Below are 20,176 nucleotides of genomic sequence, written 5' to 3' on the forward strand. Positions count from 1 at the left end.
GTCGATCTGATCGTGGCAGAGGAACTGCATCTGCTCGACGCCGCATGAGCGCCGTCGAGGCCCGCACACGCCGACCGCGCCCGCCCTTTCCCTACCGGAGAGAAAGGACTGGGCGGGCTGCCTCCTCGTTCAGCGAGCGCGTGCCTGCCGACCCAGGCGGGTGAGGACGGGGACAGCGGTGACCGCGGCCCACAGTCCGATCGCCGCGACCAGGGCAGTGGCGGTGTCCCCGGCGGTGGCGGTGCCGAGCACGTGCCCGCGCAGGGCGTCGGTGGCGTGTGCGACCGGATTGACCAAGGCCATGGCCTGCATCCAGCCCGGCACGGTCTCGATCGGCGCGAACGCGCTGGAGATGAACATGAGCGGCATCATCACCATCATTCCGGCGAACTGGACTACGTCCGGGCGGCGTAGCCGGTCCCCGATCAGCCCGAACAGCGCGCTCATCGCCCCCGCCAGCACCACAAGAACCACGACCGCGGCCACGGCGTCGACAGCGGTGCCGTGAAAGCCGAAACCCAGCAGCACCGCGGCGATCCCGAGCAGCGCTGCTCGGGCGAGAGTGAAGACGGCCTCGTTGATGGTGCGAGCCATCCCGGGCAACGTCGCCCGCATCGGCAGGGCCGCGAAGCGGTCATGAAGGCCGTTGGTGTGATCGATCGCGGCGGAGACTCCGGCATTGGTGCCGGCCATCACCGTCGAGACGGCAAGCATGGCCGGGGTGAGGAAGTCGATGTAGCTGACCCCGGCCGGGAAGCCCGGTCCGGCGGCGACGCTGCGGAACACCTGACTGAACAGCACGAGCATCGCCATCGGCATGGTCAGCGAGAACATCAACAGCTGCGGGACGCGGGCGCTGGTGCGCAGGTTCCGGACAGTCAGGGCGGTGAGCTGGTTCCCGATCGGGGAACGCCCGATCGCGGTCGTGGAAGTGGTCATCGGTGGGCTCCGCTGGTGTGGGCGAGGTGAGTGAAGACGTCGTCGAGGCTCGGGGACGTCACATCCAGGTCGGTAACGTCGATGCCGCCGCGGTGCAGTTCCGCGACCAGCGCGATCGCGGTGGGGGCGTCATCGACGGTGACGGAGATCCGCACTCGGGTGCCGTCGACCCGATCGGCGTCCGGGATGAACGGCAGGTCGGCGAACTGGTGGGCGGAGATCGTGGCGTGCAGGATCTTGCCGCCGACAATCCGTTTCAGCTCGGCGGGGGTGCCGCGGGCGGCGACCCTACCGCCACTCAGGACCACGATATGGTCGGCGAGCCGGTCGGCTTCCTCGAGGTACTGAGTAGTGAGCACGACGGTGGCGCCCGCGGTGGTGAGCTCGTCGACCACGTCCCACAGTCCGGCGCGAGCGAGGGGGTCGAGGCCGGTGGTCGGCTCGTCGAGAAAGAGCACCGACGGGTCGCCGACGAGGCTGGCGGCCACATCGACGCGGCGGCGGGAGCCGCCGGAGAGTTCCCCGACCCTCCGGGTCGCGTACTCGTGCAGCCCCAACCGGTCGATCAGCGCGTCGGCTCGTGTGCGGGCGGTGCGGCGCAGCCCGGTCAGGCGGCCGATCAGCTCCAAGTTCTCACGGGCGGTGAGGAATTCGTCGAGTCCGGCGTATTGACCGGTCACCCCGATCCGGCGGCGAACCTCGGTGGCGTCGGCGACCACGTCGAGACCCCCGATCTCCACGCGGCCGATGGTGGGCCGCACCAGGGTGGTGAGGGTGCGGATCAGGGTGGTCTTGCCCGCACCGTTGTGGCCGAGCACCCCGAGCGTCGTCCCAGCAGCAGCGTCCAGGTCGATACCGTCGAGGGCCCACGTCTTGCCGTAGGCGACGTGCAGGTCCTCGACCACGACGGCCGGGGCGGTCATAGCAACCCCTCGCGGTCAGAGACGTGATCGGGCAGATGGATGGTCATCCGGGTTCCTCTCGGAAGAAGGTGTGCTCACACCCGGGGCGGATGGGAGTTCGCTTCCTCAGACGACCCAGCCGCGAGTTGGACGCACCGGACCCGCTACGTCTCGATGGGGTTCGCCACCCATCATGCGAGCGTCAGTAAGGACACGATCAGACGGATGATCACCGACGGCACTCTGCCCGCCTACCGATTCCCGGGGCGAGATACGAATCGCGATCGAAGACATCGACAAGGCGATGCGTCCACTCCCTTGAGGTATCTCCATGTCCACTGCGGAGCACCAGGACTCCCGCAATCGCCCCCGATGCCTCGCACGCCCACCCGGTCACCGAGCGCTTGAACCGAGATCACATTTGACGGCACAGTGAAGGCTCACCCTTTGTCGCGCCTACACACATGTGACCTGGTCAGCTATTGCACGCGATGAGATAACTTCACTCGAAATCGCCCTGACCTGTAAAAATAGAGTGGTCCCAGCTGGTTTCGAACCAGCGACCTTCCGCGTGTGAGTCAGGCACATCCGACCAGGTCAGCGTATGAAAATACACGCGCGTGCCCCATACGTGCCCCGAATCAGTGCCGGACGATGATCGTTCGCGGCAGCTCGACGGCGTTCCCCCGAGCCGCGAGCTTGCTCAACTCGGCGGCTACTTCCTTGTCGCGACCGTCGACCGCGTGCAGGTACCGCAGTGCCGCCGCTGTGGAGGCATGACCGAGTCGCTTCTTGAGATCGGCGAGCGTAGCTCCCGTGCTCGCGGCAAGGGTCTGGCCGGTGTGACGCAGATCGTGAAAACTGACCTCGACGCCGACGCGATTCCGGGCACGGACGAACGCCTGATAGATCGCGTTGCCCTTCATCCGCTCGCCGTCCTGGCCGACGAACAGCCACGTCTTGCCCGCCCACTTGTCCAGGTGCTCAACGAGGAACGGTCGCAGGTGCGGCGGGATGGACACCGGACGCTTACCGGCGTCGGTCTTCGGGTCCTTGTCGAAGGCTTCGCCGGTCTCGAGCAGTTCGACACGGTTGCGACGAACCCGCACCTCATCGGCCACCAGGTCCAGATCCACTCTCGCCAAACCGATTATTTCTCCGCGCCGCAGCCCGCACCAGGCAGCCAGCAGAACCGCCGCCCGGTACCGCGGAGTGATGTTTTCCACGAGTTCGGCGACCTGAACCGGCGACGCGATCGTACGTTCCTTCGCCCGATCGGTACCAGCGCCCTTGATCGAGCACGGGTTCACCGAGATCGCGCCGTCGCGCTTCGCCTGATTCATCACTGTCCGCAGGAACCGGTACGACTGCGCGATCGACGTACGCCCGCCCGAGCCCGCCAGCGCCTTGCTGTGCCAGGCCCGCACCACCGGAGCTGAGATCGCGATCAGCGGTCGGTCGAGGAGGTCTCCCATGTGCAGGCGCATGTTTCGCCGACAGGTCTCTTCCCAGCGCGGCCCTACGTCGGGGTTGTCGCGCAGATAGGCAGAGGCGTACTCCTCGAAGCGTTCCCGTCCCAGCTGTTCATCCAGCCAGGTCCCGCGACTGATGTCGGACTCGACGTTGACCAGCCACCGGTCCGCGTCGGTCTTCGTACGGAACGTCTGAGGAGCGTTCTGCCGCTTGCCATTCGGCGCGAGGAACGACGCCTGAAACTTGCCCGAGGGCAGCTTTCGGACCTTGCCGAACCGTCGACGCGCCATCAGGCCACCGCCCTGCCGCCGTGCCAGCGAACCTCGATCGGCGCGACCCGACCGGCCTGCGCGTACGCCTCCAGATCCGAGACCTTGAACCGGACGTGACCGCCGACCTTGTAGAACACGACCCGCCGTTCCGCGACCAACCGCCGAATGAACCGCTCCCCCGTCCCGAGGTACACCGCAGCCCCCGCCACATCCAGATATTCCGGTCGAATGTCCATCTCTCCCACTCCCCTACGCTGCCATCTCGATATCCGAATCTTGTTGTGCTGCAACGGTTTCACTGTGAAACCGTGCCGTCGCCCGGTGGTCCCTCATCCCGCGCGAGACGAGCCATGTCGTACTGAACGCGCTGCGCCTTCTTCGCCGAGACCAACGCGATGATCAGGTGCGAGATCGGTGGCGCGTCACGGTCACCCGGACCGACAGGCGTGATCCGCAGATGCGAGGTGTCCGGTGGGATGATCCCGACCGCCGCCAACTCCTGGCGCACGAACTCCAGACGTTCGGCCTTGTGATCAGGCAGTGTCTTGCCGGACCACTGCCCGGAGGTGAGGCAGCGCTTCCCCGGTACGCCGAGCAGGTCACGGCGATGGTTCTTGCCCCGGCAACGGCCCGGTTGGGTCTTCTCCGTGGCGCCCTTGGGCACGATGCCGTAACGCAGCCACACCGCGCACTTGTCCGAGCACGGGGTTCGTTGGAGTTCGGCGTGTAGGCGGTCGTAGTGGCGGTTCACGCGGTCGCTGTCGGACTCCAACACCTCCGCGACGGACTTGGTGAGGTATTTGGTGAGGTAGCCGACCTTGCGGTTCATCTCCGGTGTGCCCGCGAGGATCTGAATCGGTTTGGACTGCCCACCGAACCGCATCGTGTGCGCCGGTTCGATCTCATCCACCGAATCGATCATCGCCAGCGCGTCGTCCCAGTAGGTCAACGCCCGCTTGGTTTTCGGGTCCACGAACGTGCCCGCGGAGTGGTCCCAGATCGGCCAGTGATCCCCGCCGTACACCTCGTTCTCCGGGTCGAAGTGCGGCCACCAGATGTTGACGTAGGTCGCGTCGGTGACGGCGTAGAGCAGGTTCTTGGAGATCGAGCCCCGGATAGCGATATGCAGGTGCGGGGCACCGCGTTTCTGGGGCTCGACCGTGGCGAAGTACTGCACGTTCCAGCCGACCCCACGCCGCAGGTTCTGAATCCAGCGGTCGAACAGCCGTTTGGTGTGCATGATGTCGCGAGCCGCACGGGCGTAGTCGTAGCCATCCGGGTCGACCGGAGAACCATCCGACACCCAGTCGCCGCGCTTGTCCTTGCCCGCTGTCGGGTCCCACACCCGGTTGATGCCGCCATAGGAATCCATGGTCAGGGTCTGGAAGATCGAGGGCCGGTACTTGCCGCCCGCGTACGCGGCACCGATCGTGGTGCGCTCGACCTTCTTACGCGGCAGGTCCGGCAAGCCATCGCGCCGCCTGGTCGACTTGGCCTTACGGCGTGGTGCCCCATCCAGGGCGGGCAGGCGGCCCCGCACGCCGAGTTCGCGCAGTTCGACATCCAGGTCAGCCACCCACGTCTTGATCTCTTCGGCGAGTGCGTGATCACCCTCACGGCGAGCATCGTGATACTGGCCGAACAGATCAGCACGCGCCGCGAACACCTGCGACTGCGCTTCGGTGACGACCGGTTCCGGCTGCACCGGTTCGTGTTCGGCGCACCAGCCCTCATTGAGCTGGGTCACCCGCACGTACTTGTTCGCCCTCGCACACGCCGGGCACGTCGTCGCCACGGTGGCCTTGCACGGAGCACCGACATAGGACACACGGCCGGTATTGGTGTCGAGGGCGCGCATCGGCACCACGCGAGCGCACACGCCCTCCTTCTCGGCGTACCCTTCGGCGACATCGGACAAGTCCGGCATGGCGCGACGCTCGGCCGCTGTCTGACGGTTCGGCGGTACGGCCCCGACCGGTTCGGTACCGAGGGCCGTCATGCTGGCACCAACGCATCGGTATCGACCCAGTCCAGCCCGAACCACGAAATCTCCGTGTTCGTCACCCGCAGCAGTTCCACCACCGCGTCCACCACGTACTTGGGCGGACGCATCACCGTCTCCCACACCTCGATCGCCCGCCAGTCCACCGGCACCGGGTACTGCATCGGCCCATCGCGGTAGATGATCTCGTTGAGCCGCGCCGCGAACGTGCCCCGGCCCACACCCATCGCCGCACGAGCACGAACCAGAATCCGACGCTCCCGAGTCTGCGAATTCGGCACCTTGTAGTCAGCCATCAGAACCACTGCTCCGGATCGTTGCTGTCGAAGACCTCGTGAACCTTGCCGTTGATCCGTTCGAGCGGACGGCCCTCCGCCGAGTAACCGATCACCTTCGAGCGGCGCGTGTTCTTCTTCGGCACCACGAGCGGCTTCACGTCCGGCACCGCCGACAACGCAGCCCCCGCCGCCTTCGACAGCATCAACCCGCCCGAGCACGAGCACGGCTCGTAAGACGTCTCGCGGTCGAGGTGAGCGCCCACGGTTTCGGTGCCGCCGCAATCGGTGCACACCTCCCACGCCGACCGGGTGTGACGCTTCACGCACCGCGACGACAGGCAGCCCTGCGTCAGGCACCACATGCACCAACCCGCGAAATTCAGCCGGGACGGTTTCAGGGCCGGTGCCTGTCGGATCTTGGTTTGCGTTGCCATGACGACCTCCGGTTTATGGGTATAAACCCCGAGCCGCTGAAACGGTCAATAGCGGTTTATGGGGGGTAAATTCAGTTTAGGGGGTCTCGCCCAGCGGGTCAAGTACCTCTAAACTGGGCATATGGCTGAAGTGGACGACTTCGAACAGGTCCGGAATGACCCGGACCCGATCCGACGCGGACAACGAGCCACGAGCTTGATGACCGTGTACCAGCAGCGCGCAACCGAACTCGCTCGCATCCGCCGAGCCGCAATCGACCAGGCGCATGACGAGTTCGGCCTCCCCTACAAGGACATTGCCGAACAACTCGGACTGACGAAGGGCCGAATCACCCAGATACGAGCGACGGCCCCGCCAGCTGAGCGCGCATTCTTCGGAGTAGGCCCCGTCTCGGTCGGGATTCCCCGACGGGTGGGATTCGAGGAGGGACGGCAACGCCTCTATTTCGACGCCTCAGACCAGGCGAGCGCCGACGCGATCGACACGACCCTTGCACGCCTTGCGCTCGCCACAAGCCGCTTTCCGATCGACAGCAACCTTGCAGAAATCCCCGAGGGGGACTGCGTAGTGATCTGCGGTCCCAAGTCCGCGCCGATTGCACGTCACCTCCTCGAAGGTGACACGTCATTCAATATCGAGCAGGATGACAACGGATGGTGCATCGTTGACGCCCGAACCGACCTTCGGCACTACTCGCCATTTCGGGAGAACTCCGCCAATCACGTTGACCTGGGCTACTTCTCACGCCGAATCGAGGACAACGGCCGGGTGATCGTTCATATCGCCGGTCTCACCGCCGTTGGTTCACTCGGCGTTGCTCACTGGCTGGATACGAATATCGCCACTCTCTACGACCCCGCCAGTCGAACACTGGTTTCGGGCGTTGTTCGGTGCGAGTTCGACAGCAGTCACACGATCACAGGCAGCACGTTGTCTGTCGGCCCATACTCGTCGCCCGAGTAGCACAGAGCACCAAGCATCAGCTGAGCCACGAGAGCTCAGTACCAAAGTGGTTGCTGAATTTCGCTATATAGGATCAAGAGCGCCGCGGCGGCGCGCCGCGCCGCCGCCGCGCGCGCCGCACGACCCGGCCCTTCGTCGCACGCTCCTCAGAACCGGGTGCGTCGGCGCGGCGGCGGCGGGAGCGCCGTCGAGGCGCATTGGGTCCTCTTCGCGTGTTCTGGCATCCGCTTTGGCGACGTGGCATCACGCAGACTTCTCAGAGCTGGCCGCTTTTTCGTTCACGTGAGCAGTGCTGGGCACTCCGTGAGCCGTCCCCGACCTGGTCTCCCGCAGCTGTCCATCAGATCCACCAGCGCCGTTCGTGGGGCCTGGCTGTGGTCCGGTCGCAGGAACTTCGAGAACCGTCTGACCTGCACGGATGAATTGCTGAACAAAAATCCGTCGATCGACAGCCGGAACGTGGCACCTGGCGACGGGGCATCGAGTGGTTGCGAAACCCCTGCCTCCTCATGGCCCGATTGTCTGACCTCACTCGGACGAGTCAAGGGAAAAAGCGCCCTTGACACGACCTCCCTCAGCTCAGGGATGGCCAGGACGAGGAAGCAGGGGAAGGGAAGTCACCCGGACATGCCGGAGCGCCGAGACCGTGCCCCCAACGTGCCCCAAGCGCCGGATATCAGCGGTCAAATGGAGACAGATTTGGCTACAGTGCCCGGCAAACCAAGAAAGGCCCCGACCGCGTTATTGCAGGTCAGGGCCTTCTTTCATCTGTGGTCCCAGCTGGTTTCGAACCAGCGACCTTCCGCGTGTGAGGCGGACGCTCTCCCGCTGAGCTATGGGACCGTACTGCTGCGTTGTAACAGCTGTTCGACTAGCACCGAGGCGCTCGAACGAGTTGGAACATTAGCACGCACTACCGGTCAGGCACCAAATCGGCACCCCGGCGGGCAACTACAGGCTCCGGACACCGATCGACAGGATTACAGGTGTGCACGATCTCCTGGCGACGATCCGGCGCTCTCACCCCACGCACTCGGTTGTCACAGCACGCACCGCAGCCGCCACGGCGGCCCCACCCGTAACATGCCCGTTTCCAGCCGTTCTACCAGCGGATTTGTACCTTTCACCGAGCGTCCGCTAATGTTCTGTCTCGCACCACGGAGGCCGAACGAGCCCCCGGGGATCGCAAAATGCGGATGTAGCGCAGCTGGTAGCGCATCACCTTGCCAAGGTGAGGGTCGCGGGTTCGAATCCCGTCATCCGCTCGAGAGGTAGGGCTTTTGCAGTAAGAACAGCCTTTCCCCTTCGCACGGTGGAGTGGCCGAGTGGTGAGGCAACGGCCTGCAAAGCCGTGCACACGGGTTCGATTCCCGTCTCCACCTCGCGCGATTAGCTCAGCGGGAGAGCGCTTCCCTGACACGGAAGAGGTCACTGGTTCAATCCCAGTATCGCGCACCACCGTTCTAGCAGGTCAGCCCCGGTTTTCACCGGGGCTGATTTTGTTTGTGCCCAACGCGTGCCCCATCTCGCCCGATGCTGCGGCCCGCTTCCGATCGGTCGTCGGCGGTTGGCGCTCCGGAGTCGAAGCCGGCCACCAGTCGCCCCCACAATGCCCAGGTCCTCCGGCGACAGCTCGAACAGCATGGTCTGCCCACCCCGGCGACACGATGATCCGGAGCGGTTCAGCGGCAGCGGTTGGGGTCAAGCACGACGCACAGTGCCGACAGGGCCTCACGCTCGGCGTAGTGGACCACGTTCACTCCGGCGCGTTCGGAATCGACGAGTCCGCCGGTTTCGCGGAGCCGGCCGACACCGCCGGGAACCTCGTTCGGGTGTCGTCATCGTCCTCGATTGGCGTGTCGGGACACACCGTCGCCTCATCCCGTTACCGTGCGGGGGTCGACCACAAAGGACTGCCTCGCGGCTGGCGGGTAGGAGTTCCCTTGGCAGCCGGGTACTGGCGTAACCCGATTGAGAGGATCTGGACCTTGAGCGATCTTTCTCGCCGTGACCTGCTCAGAACGTCGGCGGCCGCTGGCGTCGGAGCAGTCGTTGTCTCGGGCCTTACGGCCGCAGACACGCCGGATATCGCGGACGCGAGCGCCGCGGGAATTGTGGCCGCGGACCAGCCGAGTAAAAGCCCGGAATGCCAACCCGCGACGCTGACCGGCCGCATCGTCCGCCCCGGTGACGCGTCGTACACGGATGCGCGACTCGGGTGGGACCAGCTCTTTTCTCACTATCCGCTGGTCATCGCCTTCGCACAGGAAACCAAGGACGTGGTGAACGCCCTGACGTGGGCGCGGCAGCACGACATGGCCCTGCGGGTGCGAAGCGGCCGCCACGCCCTCGAGGGCTGGTCGAACGTCGACAACGGCATCGTCATCGACGTCAGCCAGCTGAAGTCGGTACAGATCGACCCTGGCGCTCGTACCGCGACGGTCGGTGCCGGGCTGAACCAACTGGAAGCGGTGACGACGCTCGCGAAGCAGAACTTCGCGGTCACGACCGGGAGCGAGGGCAGCGTGAGCTTGTGTGGTGCGACGCTCGGCGGTGGCCTCGGGCCTCTCAACCGCTGGCTCGGCATGGCCTGCGACAGCCTGATCGCGGCCGAGGTCGTCGTCGCGTCGGGTCACGACTGCGCCGAGGTGATCAACGCGGACTCGCAGCACCACTCGGACCTGCTCTGGGCGCTTCGCGGGGCGGGAAACGGCAACTTCGGGATCGTCACACAACTCACCTATAACGTGCATCCGCTCGACCATCTCGCCTATGTGCAGGCGACATGGGATGGACTGGGGGACCTGCACGGGGTCTTCGAAGCGTGGCAGCGTACGGTACCGTCCGCCGACAGCCGTCTGGGATCCGAGCTCGAGATCCACAAGTCCCAGATCCTGCTTTCCGCGTGGCTCGTGGACGGGGCAGCGGCACAGGCCACAGAGATGCTGGCTCCGATCCTGTCGGTCGGCACGCCCGATGTCAGGGTGCAGGTCGGTAACTGGGGCGACTTCTTCGCGGGAGCCCAGGTCCCGCTCGCGCAAGAGCCCGCGAACTGGAAGTTCTTCTCGGAGTTCGTCAAAGAGCCGTTCCCGAAGAAGGCGATCGACATCATCGGCGACTTCATGCGCAACGCTCCCACCGAGGAGAGCAACTACTTCGTCGATGCCTTCGGTGGGGCGATCAAGCGGGAGCCCCCCGGCGGCACGGCGTTCGCGCATCGCGACGCGCTTTTCTACGGCGAGATCGGCGCGGCCTGGGGGACTCGTTCAACACAACCGGGCGTCGGCGACCCGCTGACGTCGCAGGCCCAGGCCTGGACCGCTGAGTTCAGCCAGGCGCTGCGGCCCTACGCGGACGGCGCCTACGTCAACGTGCCTAACGTCGGAATGCAAGAGTGGGAGACCGCCTACTGGGGGAGCCAGCGCTTCGAGCGGCTGTGCCGGATCAAGGCGAAGTACGACCCCCACAACGTCTTCCGGTACGAGCAGAGCATCCCGCCCGGGTAGATCGGGCCACGGCCTCCCGCCGCCTGTCGGTGGACGGGGATAGTGTGACCGCGCAGGTGGTTGTCGGGTGCGAGACAGGGGTGTGGTGTGACGGCGAGTCAGGATGCGGTGGAGCCCGAACTCCTCGACGACGTCGCCGACGATATCTCGTTCGGACTCGAGGAAATCAACGAGTTGCTGGCCGAGTTGATCGAGTGGCAGGGTGAGCGGCGGCGCAGGGACGCCGAGATCATCGCGTTGCGGCTCGGGGTTTCCGGGGAGCGCCCCGAGACGTTGGCGCGGATCGGAGCGCGGTTCGATCTGGCGCGTGACCGGGTGCGGCAATTGCATACCCGGGCTGTCGGGCAGCTGTTGCGTGACGCGCACGCGAGCGGGCATCGGGCGGCGGGGATATTCGCCGCACGGTATCCGCTGGACGCGCGGGATCAGCGGCTGGTGCGCGCGCTGCTGATCGAAACCTATGCCACCGATACCGATTTGGCGGCGAATGAGCTGTCGTACCTGAAATTGCGGCTGGCGGGTCACGCGCCGGAGGACGCGAAACGGGTCGCCGGATATGTCATGCAGCGAATCATGGCGTGGCAGAAGAAGACCAGGCGACGGCTGGCCAAGCTGCACGATACGGAAACGACAGGGGCACTGGGTTCGTGGCTGTCCCAGGTGGAATGGCCAGCTTCGGGTGCGCCTGCCGCGCTCCCCTCGCGGTCGGCGCGCACCGTCGACGGCGACGACGAGGCCCGAGGACGTTTCTACCTGGGCAAAGTCGGCCGTGAGGTGGCGTTCGATTCCGCGTTGGAGGCGAGGCTGCTCCAGGAGTTGACCGCGAGCGAACTGGTGGACACGTTCCAGGAGGAGCCTGGTGCGGTCGGCTACGAGATCGACGGCGTGCGGCGGGTGGCCTATCCGAGCGTCGTGGTCCGACTGGCGAACGGTCGTGTCGTACTGATCGACGTGCAACCACTGGGGCATGTCGGTTTTCACGTCCAGCGGACGCGGTCCGCGGCCTCGCGAGAATACGCGCACGCCAACGGCTGGGGATGGCTGATCTGGACGGGAAGCCGGACCGGGGTCGGCGAGCTGCGGCGTCGGGAGGTCGATCCGGCCGTCGAGGAACGGCTGCGGGAACTGTTGAACAGCGGACCGGTGTTCTGGTCGGCGCTGCGTGGACTCGTCGCCGAAACCGATATGGAACTCATGGATTTCATCGCACTGGTCCTGCGCAACGAGTGGCGATGGGATCGTGCGCCGTTTCGGCTGCGGGCCGTCGGCGAACCGCGCGCGGTATAGACCATCCCCGACCGAGTCGATACCGCGCGACGGTCACCGGAGCCGTTACCGGCTCACTTCACCACCATCGCCCCCGCGACGAAGGTGACGATCAACATCATCGAACAATAGGTGATGAGCTGCCAGTGACTGATGGTTTGCTGCAAACTGGTGATGGTGGCACGCAGGCTGGTGTCGACTCGATTGTGATCGGCGAGTTTACGGTTCACCTCGGCCAGCGAATCGGCCTGCGCCTGGGCGTCGAATTCGGCACGCTCCAGCCGGGTGGTCAACTTCATCACCTGTTTCTGTTTGTCCCGCACCGATTTACGGGACAACGCCAACGCGGTGCGCTGATTGACCAATTCCTGTCGCTGACGGCCGATGACCGCTGCCTGCGTCCTCGTGTGATGCTCCCAATCCGTCACAGTCGCCCAACCTCCCGTCACCTCGTCGCGATAACCCCACGCGATCTCGCCCGTCACCCAACCTCGAATGAACTCGCGCAGTTCGAAGGGAGAGCGCTGCGGCACTGCCAGCGCGGTGTCCGTCGCGTCGAGCATTCCGCACTCGGCGAGGTAATCACAGGCGGGCGGGGCGAAATCGGCTATGCCCAACGCGGGCACGTGTGCCACCCAGTATCCCGGCTGGCACAGCCACAGCACTCCGTCACAGCCCGCCTCACGCAGGCGGGCCGTATGTTCTTGCGCGAGAACCCGATCGAGCGGGCCACCGCGCACTTCGATCGCGTACTTCCGGTCGCCGACGCGCCAGACGATATCGACGCGGTGGATTCCGATCCGTTGATCGACCTCGGCGGTGTCGGCCCCGAAAGCCACGAGCCGGCCGCACAGCCAGTATTTGAGTCGCTGAATATCCCATTGCGCGTCGGCGCATCCCGGGCAGCGGCAGCTGTAGCGGGATTGTGTGCTGGTCGCGCCGGGCTGTTCGGCGTCGAGTTCCCCCATCCCGAGTTCGGCGAGCATCGCCCTGCGCCCACAAGCTCGAACCGCTCGCTGCTGCGTACTCACGTCACACCCCTAGCCCATACCACCGCCGGCCGGCCTCGCGACCTAGTCCATAGATCAAGAGTGCGCCGATCTTCGCCGGACCGCCAGCCCCCTAGACCACGCGCCCGCGCGCGCCACATCGGACAAGCACCTCTCCACCAGGGAAGGGGTGCTGGGTCACATGGGATTTCGCAGCGACATGCGAGAGGATAACCACAGAATTTACTGTCGATTGACCTTTACAGCCAATCCTGCGGACACGGCCCCGTCCGATCCATTGCTACCAGCGCGGACACCTCCCCCGCTCTCCGGGCGCGACACCCGCCCGCATACCCTGGGTGCACCTCGCGCGAGCCCGGGCCCGCGCGGCTACGCGAAAGCCTGTGCGACAGCTGACCGATCCGAGCATCTGGACGGGTCGGTCGCGGGAATCTCACCCCGCGCATCGACCGGGCGACGGATAGAATCGGCCGGCCACGGCGGAGTTCCTGGCATCGACGGGGAAGAAGGTACGGATGGAGCACGGCCAGCGCGGCGCCGAGTCGATCGGCGCGATCTTGTCCGGCATCGCGGAGATCCTGCGCGAGGTCAGCGACAAGTTGGATGCTGTGGCGGCCCGGGTGGAAGAAGACCGCCCCGACGACGGCGCGCTGGCCACACGGCTGGCGAAGCTGGAGGCCTGGGCATTCCGGACCGAACACGATGTCACGAAGCTCGGAACACGGGTGGAGGCCATCGAATCCGGGCAGTCCCGCCCCGCCGAGCCCGCCGTCCGCGCCGACAGCGCTCCCCGCCCACAGCCCGGCAGCCGTGCCGAGCGCCGCGAGCTCGCGGCCCGCGCGGAACAGGAGGCTCCTGTCCGTGGCGAACAGGAACCCGCACCCGAACTCCCCGGCCGCGGCGAGAGTCAACTCCCGGTCCGCGGTGGACACCAGCTGCCCGTGCGTGGCGAGAGCCAGCCCGCCGCCCGCGTCGAGCACGAGCTGCCGACAAGGGATAAATCCGCCGCGCCCGCCCGTGAACGTCTCCTACCGCGCGCCGCGGCGAGCCGCGGCGACCGGACCGAGGCGCCCGCGAACGCCGACGCGGCCGAATCGGCGCCGACCGTCGCGCGTACCGCGCAGACCGAGGTGAGCGGTGACCGCCGCATCCCGCCGGTGCCCGCGGCACTGCACGATTGGGTCGAGCCGCTGACGCCGACGATCGCGCCGACCGAACCGGTCTCGCGCGCCGAGCCCCCCATTGCCCCGCCGCCGATCACCACACCGTCCGCCGAACGCACGGATTCCTTCACCCCGCGCTACGAACCCGTTCCGGTCGAAGCCCCGGTATCGAACGGCCAGTACGGGGTGGACTACAACTCGCACAGTGAACGCCTCGAGATCTCCTCGAGCCACAACGGGCGGCTCGAAGCGCCGACACCGGCACTCAACGGCCACGCGAGTTCCGCGATGACCGCCTCCCATACCGAGGGCGAGTCCAACGGCTCCCACCGATCGGTCATCGAGGACACCGGCCACGTCGACAAATTGCAGGCGATGCTCGACGAACTCAAACGCAACCCGCACGGCCCTTTCGGCCGTCCTCTCGGTAGTCCGGGTGAAATGCCCGCTTAGCGGGGCACTACCGACGTCGGCGTCGACCGCCCGCGCGATCGGCGGACGGGGTGAGGATGGAACGGATCAGTTCGCGCAGCCATCGGTGCCCGCCGTCGGCGGTATTGCGCGGATGCCATGCCAGGGAGACGGTGACTTCCGGCAGCGGCAGCGGGATTTCGAAGGTGCGCAGGTCCATGGCCGCCACCGCGTTCGCGCTGAGGTGGCCGGGAGCCGGACATACCAGCACCCCGGATCGGACGGCGAGCAGCGCCGACGCCATATCGGGGACCGTGGCCACCACGCGCCTCGTACGCCCGTGCAGCGCGAGACGGTCATCGATGGGCCCGTGGGCGCGGCCGTGCCGGGAGACGGCCAGGTGCGCGGCTCCGGCGTAACGGGCGACGGTCACGCGTTCGCAGACAAGGGGATGATCGGGGGCGGCGACGCCGAGCACGCGGTCGCCGAAAAGCCGGTGCACCATGGTTTCCGGATCGGTGCGGTCGATGACGCCGACCTCGATATCCACGCGGCCGTCGCGCAACGCGGCCGTGTCCTCCGGTGCGTCGGGGCGGAAATGCAGGGTCACGCCGGGGGCCTGGGTCCGCACGGCGGCCAGTAACGGCGCGATGAGCGCGGGGCCGACGCTGTCCCCCGCGCGGACCGCGAAGGACCGTTTCAACCCGGCCGGATCGAGGCCCCCGCGAGGGCGCAGCAACTCTCGGCCCTGTCCCACAAGGTTGTTCACTTCGTGCCGCAATTCCAGGGCGCGCGGGGTCGGGACCAGGTTGCGTCCGGCGCGGACCAGCAGTGGATCATCGAGCACGCGGCGCAGCCGCGCGAGGGTTCGGCTCATCGCGGGCGCGGAGGTGTTGAGCCGTTCGGCGGCCTTGGTCACGCTGTTCGTCTCCAGCAGCGCATCCAACGCCACCAGCAGGTTCATGTCCAACGTGTCCATCGCTGGATTATCACCAATGCAATGATCAGCGACCAAAATCGCAACGCCGGTAATCCGCGGACGGCGCGCGCGCACATCGCGCCGTCACAGCCCGGTGCGCCCCGCACCGCGCACCGGAACCGCCGAGCCAACCGGCGGACAGGCCGCGCGCGGCCGGTCCACATCCACCGAAATCCTCGCCGGAATCAGCGAGGCTACTTCTCGGCTAGCGGTTCAGCTCAGGTCGGCCCGCGTCCGCTGCGGTTCCGGTCGCGGTTCGACCGACGGCAGATCCGTCCTGGGCGGCGCGGCAGGTGTCTGCCCACCGAGACCCCGGTAGGAGGAAGGCTTGATGGGGCTGACCCACTGCGCCAGCCGCGTCCGCAGCGGTAGTCGGAACTTCAGGTCGCGCAACAGTTCATCGATAGTGTGGATGGCGAACGGGGTGATGGCGGTGCCGTGTGCGTGATGACCGTTGGTGCCCGCGTCCATCCAGCGCAACCGCTCGTCGACCTCGGCGACCATCTCCTCGTGTGAGGGCAGCGCCACCCGGCCCCGCAGCATGGCCGCGGTCCAGTGCGCGGCGACTTCGGCGTTGAGCACGCTCAGGACCGAGGAGTTGTAACCGGCGAAGCTCAGGTTCGGCACCTCCACCGGCACGATGTGACGGTAGAGACGGAAATTGCCGTCCTCGTCGGTGAGCATGCGCTGCACATACGGGGTGAGGAACGGCACCCGCTGCTGGAATCCCGTAGCGCACAGGACCACATCGGCCTGGACGCGCTGCCCGTCGGACAGATCCACGGCGGGCCCGGCCTTGGTGCTGAGCATATCGGTGATGGTGGTGTCGCGGTGCACGACGATCTGCCCGTCGCGAACCTGCTCGTAGAACCCCTCGGTGGTGAGGCTCACGCTGCTCTGCGCGATCTCCTCGAACCGGCCGTCCGGCACCAACCCGAGTTCGCGCAGCAGCATCTTCTTCGTCGCGAGTTCACGCATGACGTCGAAATTGCTGTCGCGGAACGAACGACCCCGACCGTGCAGGAAACGTTCGAAACGGTTCAGCTTGTGGTAGCGGAAGTGCGCCTCGCCCAGGCGGGTCAGCGCCAGGCGCTCGGAGTCGAGACCGAGTCCGGGTTTGCGCGGCATCTTCCACAGCAACCGGCGGGCCACCACTCGGGTCGAGGCCGCGACGTGGCTCACGGCCTCGGCGATGTCGCAGGCCGACTTGCCGTAGCCGACGACGAGCACGGTTTTGCCGCGGACGGATTCGACATCGTGGAATTGCGAGGAGTGCAGCAGTGTGCCGCCGCCGACCCGATACAGGTCCGCGCCACGGAAATCGGGGATCGCGGGATCGCTGAAGACTCCGTTCGCGACCACCAGATGGTCGCAGGAGGCACGGTGGATACCGGTGTGATCGCGGATCTCCAGCAGCCAGCCGCTGTCCACCGGATCCGCGGCGACGACCTCGGTCCCCAGCCGCAGACTGTCGCCGAGCCCGAAGTGCCGGACGTAACCCTCGAGGTAGGCCTGCATCTGGGCGCCATCGGGTACGTCCGGGTAGTCCTCGGGCATCGGGAAGTCCGAGAAACGGTAGGTCCGCTTCGTGTTCTGGGTGTGCAGGCCCGGGTAGCGGCGTGTGGCACTCCACACGCCGCCGACATCGGGTGCCTTTTCGAACACCTCGATCGGAAAACCTTCCCGGCTCAAGACCTTCGCATAGGCCAGGCCTGCAATGCCCGCACCTACGATCGCGATGCGGTTCCCGCTCGTCATGGGCACCGAGATTACCCGTACGCACGCGACAACAAAGCCCGCGTGCCCGATTTGCTCGGATCCGGCGGTGTCCAGCCTGGTGAACGTCGACCGATCGCGCGGTGTGACCACCGAACGAACCTTGCCCACCGACGCCATGGTGATGTTGCGCACCCGCGATCGTCGGGGTTTCACCGTCACGGCGCGAGGGCGTGTGCGCGCCGCTACCCTCCTTGGATGAGTTCGATCGCACCCGACCTGCGGCGAGCCCGGATCGCCGACTCGTTCGCCTTCGGGACGCAGGGTTTCTTCTTCGCCGTCGTCCTCAGTCACCTCCCGCAGCAGCAGGACAAGTTCGGGCTCTCGGACGGGACTATCGCCGCGGGAGTCCTGCTGGCCTCACTGCTGGCGGGCGGCGGCAGCGTCGCGGCCGAGAAACTCGCGACACACTGGTCGAGCCGGACCACGCTGCGCCTCGGACTGCTGCTGATCACGGTGACCGGCTGCGCTATCGCGCTGGCGCCGAATACGGCGATGCTGCTGGTGACGCTCGGCTGCTACGGGATAGCACTCGGCATCGTCGACGCGAGCACGAATATGCAGGCGGTGTTCATCCAGCACGGCTACGGCACATTCATTCTCGCGTCGTTCTACGCGGCGTGGAGCGCGGGATCGATCGGCGGCGCGCTGTTCGTGGCGACCACCGAGGCTCTCGACATCTCCCTGCGCCTGTCGCTGCTCGTCGCCGCCGCGCTGGTGCTGGTGGCCGGATTGCTCGTCGGGCCGCGTCTGCTCGGTCCGAGCGCGGCCGAACAGGCTCCGACGGAACGGGCAGCGGCGACCGGCGGCCCGGTCGCGCTGCCCGCCTTTCTCGCGCTCGGTGTCGCCATCGCGTTGGTCTTCGCCATCGATCTGGCCGTTGGCAGCTGGTCCGGGCTCTACCTGACCGACGAATTGCTCGCGAGTTCGGCGACCGCGGCGCTGGCGCTGGCCGCGTATCAGGGCGCGGCGCTGCTGGCCAGACTCACCGGCGATATCGGGGTACGCCGCTTCGGGCCGCGTCGCGTGGTGCGCGCGGTGGCCGTCCTCGGGGTGACCGGGATGACGGTGGTGGTCGCCGCGCCGGGCCCGGCACTCGCGATCGCGGGATTTCTGATCGCCGGACTCGGCATCGGGGTGATCGCTCCGCTGTGCTTCAGCGAGGCGGGGCAACTGGCGAGCGGACCGGCGCTGGACGCGCTCATCGCGCGGCTCAACCTGTTCAATTACGCGGGAACACTGATCGCCGGGGTGGTCGTCGGCGGCATCACGGCGGCGCTCACCTATCGGGTCGGTTTCGTGGTCCCGCTGATCTGCGCGGCGGCGTTGATGATGCTGGCCTGGGCCTTCCATTCCGGAGCCGAAGGGGGCGAGCAGCCGGAATCGACGGCAGGACATGCTGTACTGGACACATGAGCAACATCCCCGTCACCGTCGACCGGGCCGGACTGTGGGACGCCGAAGCCCTCAGTGACGTTGCGGCCGCGACCTTTCCGCTCGCGTGCCCACCCGATGCGACGCCGGACGACATCGAGATCTTCATTACCCAGGTGCTGTCCGGTGAACGTTTCGGCGAATATCTGACCGACCCCACCATCACCGTGCTCAAGGCCGTCGCGGACGGGGCCATCGTCGGCTACGCGATGCTGCACGCGGGCGATCCCGAGGACCCGGACGTCGCGAAGGCGGTGGACCTGCGGCCGACGGTCGAGATCTCCAAGTTGTATGTGCTCCCCGGCCACCACGGCAGCGGCATCTCCACGGCGTTGATGCGCGCCGCCCTCGACCGCGCTCGCGAGGACGGCGCGAAAAGTGTGTGGCTCGGCGTCAACCAGAAGAACGAACGCGCCCAGCGCTTCTACGCCAAACACGGATTCCGAAGGATCGCCACCAAAACCTTCCCCGTCGGCAATCAACTCCACGACGATTTCGTGATGCAGTTGGTGTTCTGACCCAGGGGCGACTCCCCGAAATCAGGCCAGCATCGCGGTTTTCAAGGCGGCGATATCGGCGGCGCTCAGCTTCAGACCGTCGCGGACATAGTTCTCGAAACTGCCGTAGGTCCGCTCGGCCTGATCGAAGGCGGCATCGAGCCAGGCCGCCTGCACACCGTTGAGCGGATCGGACTCGTCGGCGCCGCGATACTGGTTGGACAGCAGGTAGTCCTGACGCACGGTGTCGCGGTCGACACCGAGAATGCTCAGCAGCACCGCCGAGGTCCAGCCGGTGCGATCCTTGCCCGCGGTGCAGTGGTACAGCACGGCGCCGTCCGTGGTGGCGATGATGTCGCGCAGCACGGACGCGAAGGCCTGGTTCGCGCCGGGGGCGGTGATGAAGGCGCGATACAGGTCGTCACCGCCGGTCAGGGTGGTGACCAGGGTCTGCGGCGGGGCCTGGCCGATGACGTCGTCCCAGTGCTCGGTGACACCGGCGGGCACCCGGTCCGCCCCGGCGGCGCGCTCGAGGCCGGTGCGCAGATCGGCGACGACCCTGACGTTCCGCTCGGTCAGCACCGCCAGGTCCGCGGGGGTGGCGTTGTTCAACTGGCCGGTGCGGTAGACCCGCCCGGTCCGCACCCAGCGGCCGTCGGTGGTGCGGTAGCCGCCGGCGTCGCGGGCGTTCTGGACGCCATGCACGCCGAGCGCGCGGTCGAAGACCGTCTCGGAGGCGGGCGCCGGTGCTGCGACCGCGGTGGCGAGCACCGGGCCGAACAAGATCGCCAAACCTGTCGTTGCGGCGACGGACGCGCGGATGACGCGATTACTGACCACGGTGGTCGGCTCCCTTCATTGTCCCCGGGT

17 protein-coding genes and 4 tRNA genes are annotated in these 20,176 nt (G+C 66.7%); 9 read left to right on the top strand and 12 right to left on the bottom strand.

Translation table 11 applies throughout. From position 1 onward, the window contains the following. Positions 1-129: 129 nt before the first annotated feature. From ABZS43_RS13875 to ABZS43_RS13905, 7 genes are all read right to left on the bottom strand, one after another. Positions 130-939: an ABC transporter permease gene (locus tag ABZS43_RS13875; protein ID WP_355036229.1), complete on the bottom strand. Its 810-nt coding sequence runs from the start codon at positions 937-939 to the stop codon at positions 130-132. Next, on the bottom strand, positions 936-1,862 hold the full coding sequence (locus ABZS43_RS13880; protein WP_355036230.1) for an ATP-binding cassette domain-containing protein: 927 nt from the start codon (positions 1,860-1,862) through the stop codon (positions 936-938). The genes ABZS43_RS13875 and ABZS43_RS13880 overlap by 4 nt, the downstream gene beginning before the upstream one ends. 620 nt (positions 1,863-2,482) lie before the next feature. Beyond that, entirely contained in the window at positions 2,483-3,604 is a 1,122-nt protein-coding gene (locus tag ABZS43_RS13885) for a site-specific integrase (RefSeq protein WP_355036231.1), read from the bottom strand. Next, complete coding sequence (locus ABZS43_RS13890) at positions 3,604-3,822, bottom strand: helix-turn-helix domain-containing protein (RefSeq protein ID WP_355036232.1); 219 nt, start codon at positions 3,820-3,822, stop codon at positions 3,604-3,606. Before ABZS43_RS13890 ends, ABZS43_RS13885 begins: the two co-directional genes overlap by 1 nt. A 59-nt stretch (positions 3,823-3,881) precedes the next feature. Next, the gene (locus ABZS43_RS13895) at positions 3,882-5,585 is read right to left on the bottom strand and encodes a replication initiator (RefSeq protein WP_355036233.1); all 1,704 of its coding nucleotides are present in this window, start codon (positions 5,583-5,585) and stop codon (positions 3,882-3,884) included. Beyond that, positions 5,582-5,884: a hypothetical protein gene (locus ABZS43_RS13900; protein WP_355036234.1), complete on the bottom strand. Its 303-nt coding sequence runs from the start codon at positions 5,882-5,884 to the stop codon at positions 5,582-5,584. The genes ABZS43_RS13895 and ABZS43_RS13900 overlap by 4 nt, the downstream gene beginning before the upstream one ends. Continuing rightward, a complete protein-coding gene (locus tag ABZS43_RS13905) occupies positions 5,884-6,300 on the bottom strand; it encodes a hypothetical protein (RefSeq protein WP_355036235.1) in 417 nt (138 codons plus the stop codon). Before ABZS43_RS13905 ends, ABZS43_RS13900 begins: the two co-directional genes overlap by 1 nt. 121 nt (positions 6,301-6,421) lie before the next feature. On the opposite strand from ABZS43_RS13905, the gene ABZS43_RS13910 reads away from it, so the two are divergent. Beyond that, entirely contained in the window at positions 6,422-7,264 is an 843-nt protein-coding gene (locus ABZS43_RS13910; protein WP_355036236.1) for a sigma-70 family RNA polymerase sigma factor, read from the top strand. Positions 7,265-8,035: 771 nt separating this feature from the next. Here ABZS43_RS13910 and ABZS43_RS13915 read toward each other — a convergent pair. Continuing rightward, positions 8,036-8,107: transfer RNA gene (locus ABZS43_RS13915), tRNA-Val, on the bottom strand. A 349-nt stretch (positions 8,108-8,456) separates the two neighbouring features. On the opposite strand from ABZS43_RS13915, the gene ABZS43_RS13920 reads away from it, so the two are divergent. From ABZS43_RS13920 to ABZS43_RS13940, 5 genes are all read left to right on the top strand, one after another. Next, positions 8,457-8,529 (top strand) — tRNA-Gly (locus tag ABZS43_RS13920). Positions 8,530-8,575: 46 nt separating this feature from the next. Further along, positions 8,576-8,646 (top strand) — tRNA-Cys (locus tag ABZS43_RS13925). Between the two features lies 1 nt (position 8,647). Further along, positions 8,648-8,722 (top strand) — tRNA-Val (locus tag ABZS43_RS13930). A gap of 530 nt (positions 8,723-9,252) precedes the next feature. Then, on the top strand, positions 9,253-10,770 hold the full coding sequence (locus ABZS43_RS13935) for an FAD-binding oxidoreductase (RefSeq protein WP_355036237.1): 1,518 nt from the start codon (positions 9,253-9,255) through the stop codon (positions 10,768-10,770). A gap of 87 nt (positions 10,771-10,857) precedes the next feature. Next, positions 10,858-12,057, top strand: a complete 1,200-nt coding sequence (locus ABZS43_RS13940) for a sigma factor-like helix-turn-helix DNA-binding protein (RefSeq protein ID WP_355036238.1) — start codon at positions 10,858-10,860, stop codon at positions 12,055-12,057. A gap of 53 nt (positions 12,058-12,110) precedes the next feature. Here ABZS43_RS13940 and ABZS43_RS13945 read toward each other — a convergent pair whose 3' ends face one another. Beyond that, on the bottom strand, positions 12,111-13,067 hold the full coding sequence (locus ABZS43_RS13945) for a hypothetical protein (protein WP_355036239.1): 957 nt from the start codon (positions 13,065-13,067) through the stop codon (positions 12,111-12,113). 494 nt (positions 13,068-13,561) lie between these two features. Between ABZS43_RS13945 and ABZS43_RS13950 the strand changes: the two genes are divergently transcribed. Further along, positions 13,562-14,662, top strand: coding sequence for a hypothetical protein (locus ABZS43_RS13950; protein WP_355036240.1), 1,101 nt, complete (start codon positions 13,562-13,564; stop codon positions 14,660-14,662). Positions 14,663-14,669: 7 nt separating this feature from the next. On the opposite strand, the gene ABZS43_RS13955 is transcribed toward ABZS43_RS13950, so the two are convergent. Next, complete coding sequence (locus tag ABZS43_RS13955) at positions 14,670-15,599, bottom strand: LysR family transcriptional regulator (RefSeq protein WP_355036241.1); 930 nt, start codon at positions 15,597-15,599, stop codon at positions 14,670-14,672. A 213-nt stretch (positions 15,600-15,812) separates the two neighbouring features. Beyond that, positions 15,813-17,510 (bottom strand): NAD(P)/FAD-dependent oxidoreductase, encoded by a 1,698-nt coding sequence (locus ABZS43_RS13960; RefSeq protein ID WP_355036242.1) that lies wholly within the window; start codon positions 17,508-17,510, stop codon positions 15,813-15,815. A 63-nt stretch (positions 17,511-17,573) separates the two neighbouring features. Between ABZS43_RS13960 and ABZS43_RS13965 the strand changes: the two genes are divergently transcribed. After that, a complete protein-coding gene (locus ABZS43_RS13965; protein WP_355036243.1) occupies positions 17,574-18,791 on the top strand; it encodes an MFS transporter in 1,218 nt (405 codons plus the stop codon). Positions 18,792-18,796: 5 nt separating this feature from the next. Then, on the top strand, positions 18,797-19,327 hold the full coding sequence (locus ABZS43_RS13970) for a GNAT family N-acetyltransferase (protein WP_355036398.1): 531 nt from the start codon (positions 18,797-18,799) through the stop codon (positions 19,325-19,327). Positions 19,328-19,348: 21 nt separating this feature from the next. Here ABZS43_RS13970 and ABZS43_RS13975 read toward each other — a convergent pair whose 3' ends face one another. Then, positions 19,349-20,146 (bottom strand): tyrosine-protein phosphatase, encoded by a 798-nt coding sequence (locus ABZS43_RS13975; protein WP_355036244.1) that lies wholly within the window; start codon positions 20,144-20,146, stop codon positions 19,349-19,351. Positions 20,147-20,176 lie beyond the last annotated feature (30 nt).

The sequence above is a fragment of the Nocardia sp. NPDC005366 genome (assembly GCF_040606855.1).
In the GTDB taxonomy this organism is placed as follows: domain Bacteria; phylum Actinomycetota; class Actinomycetes; order Mycobacteriales; family Mycobacteriaceae; genus Nocardia.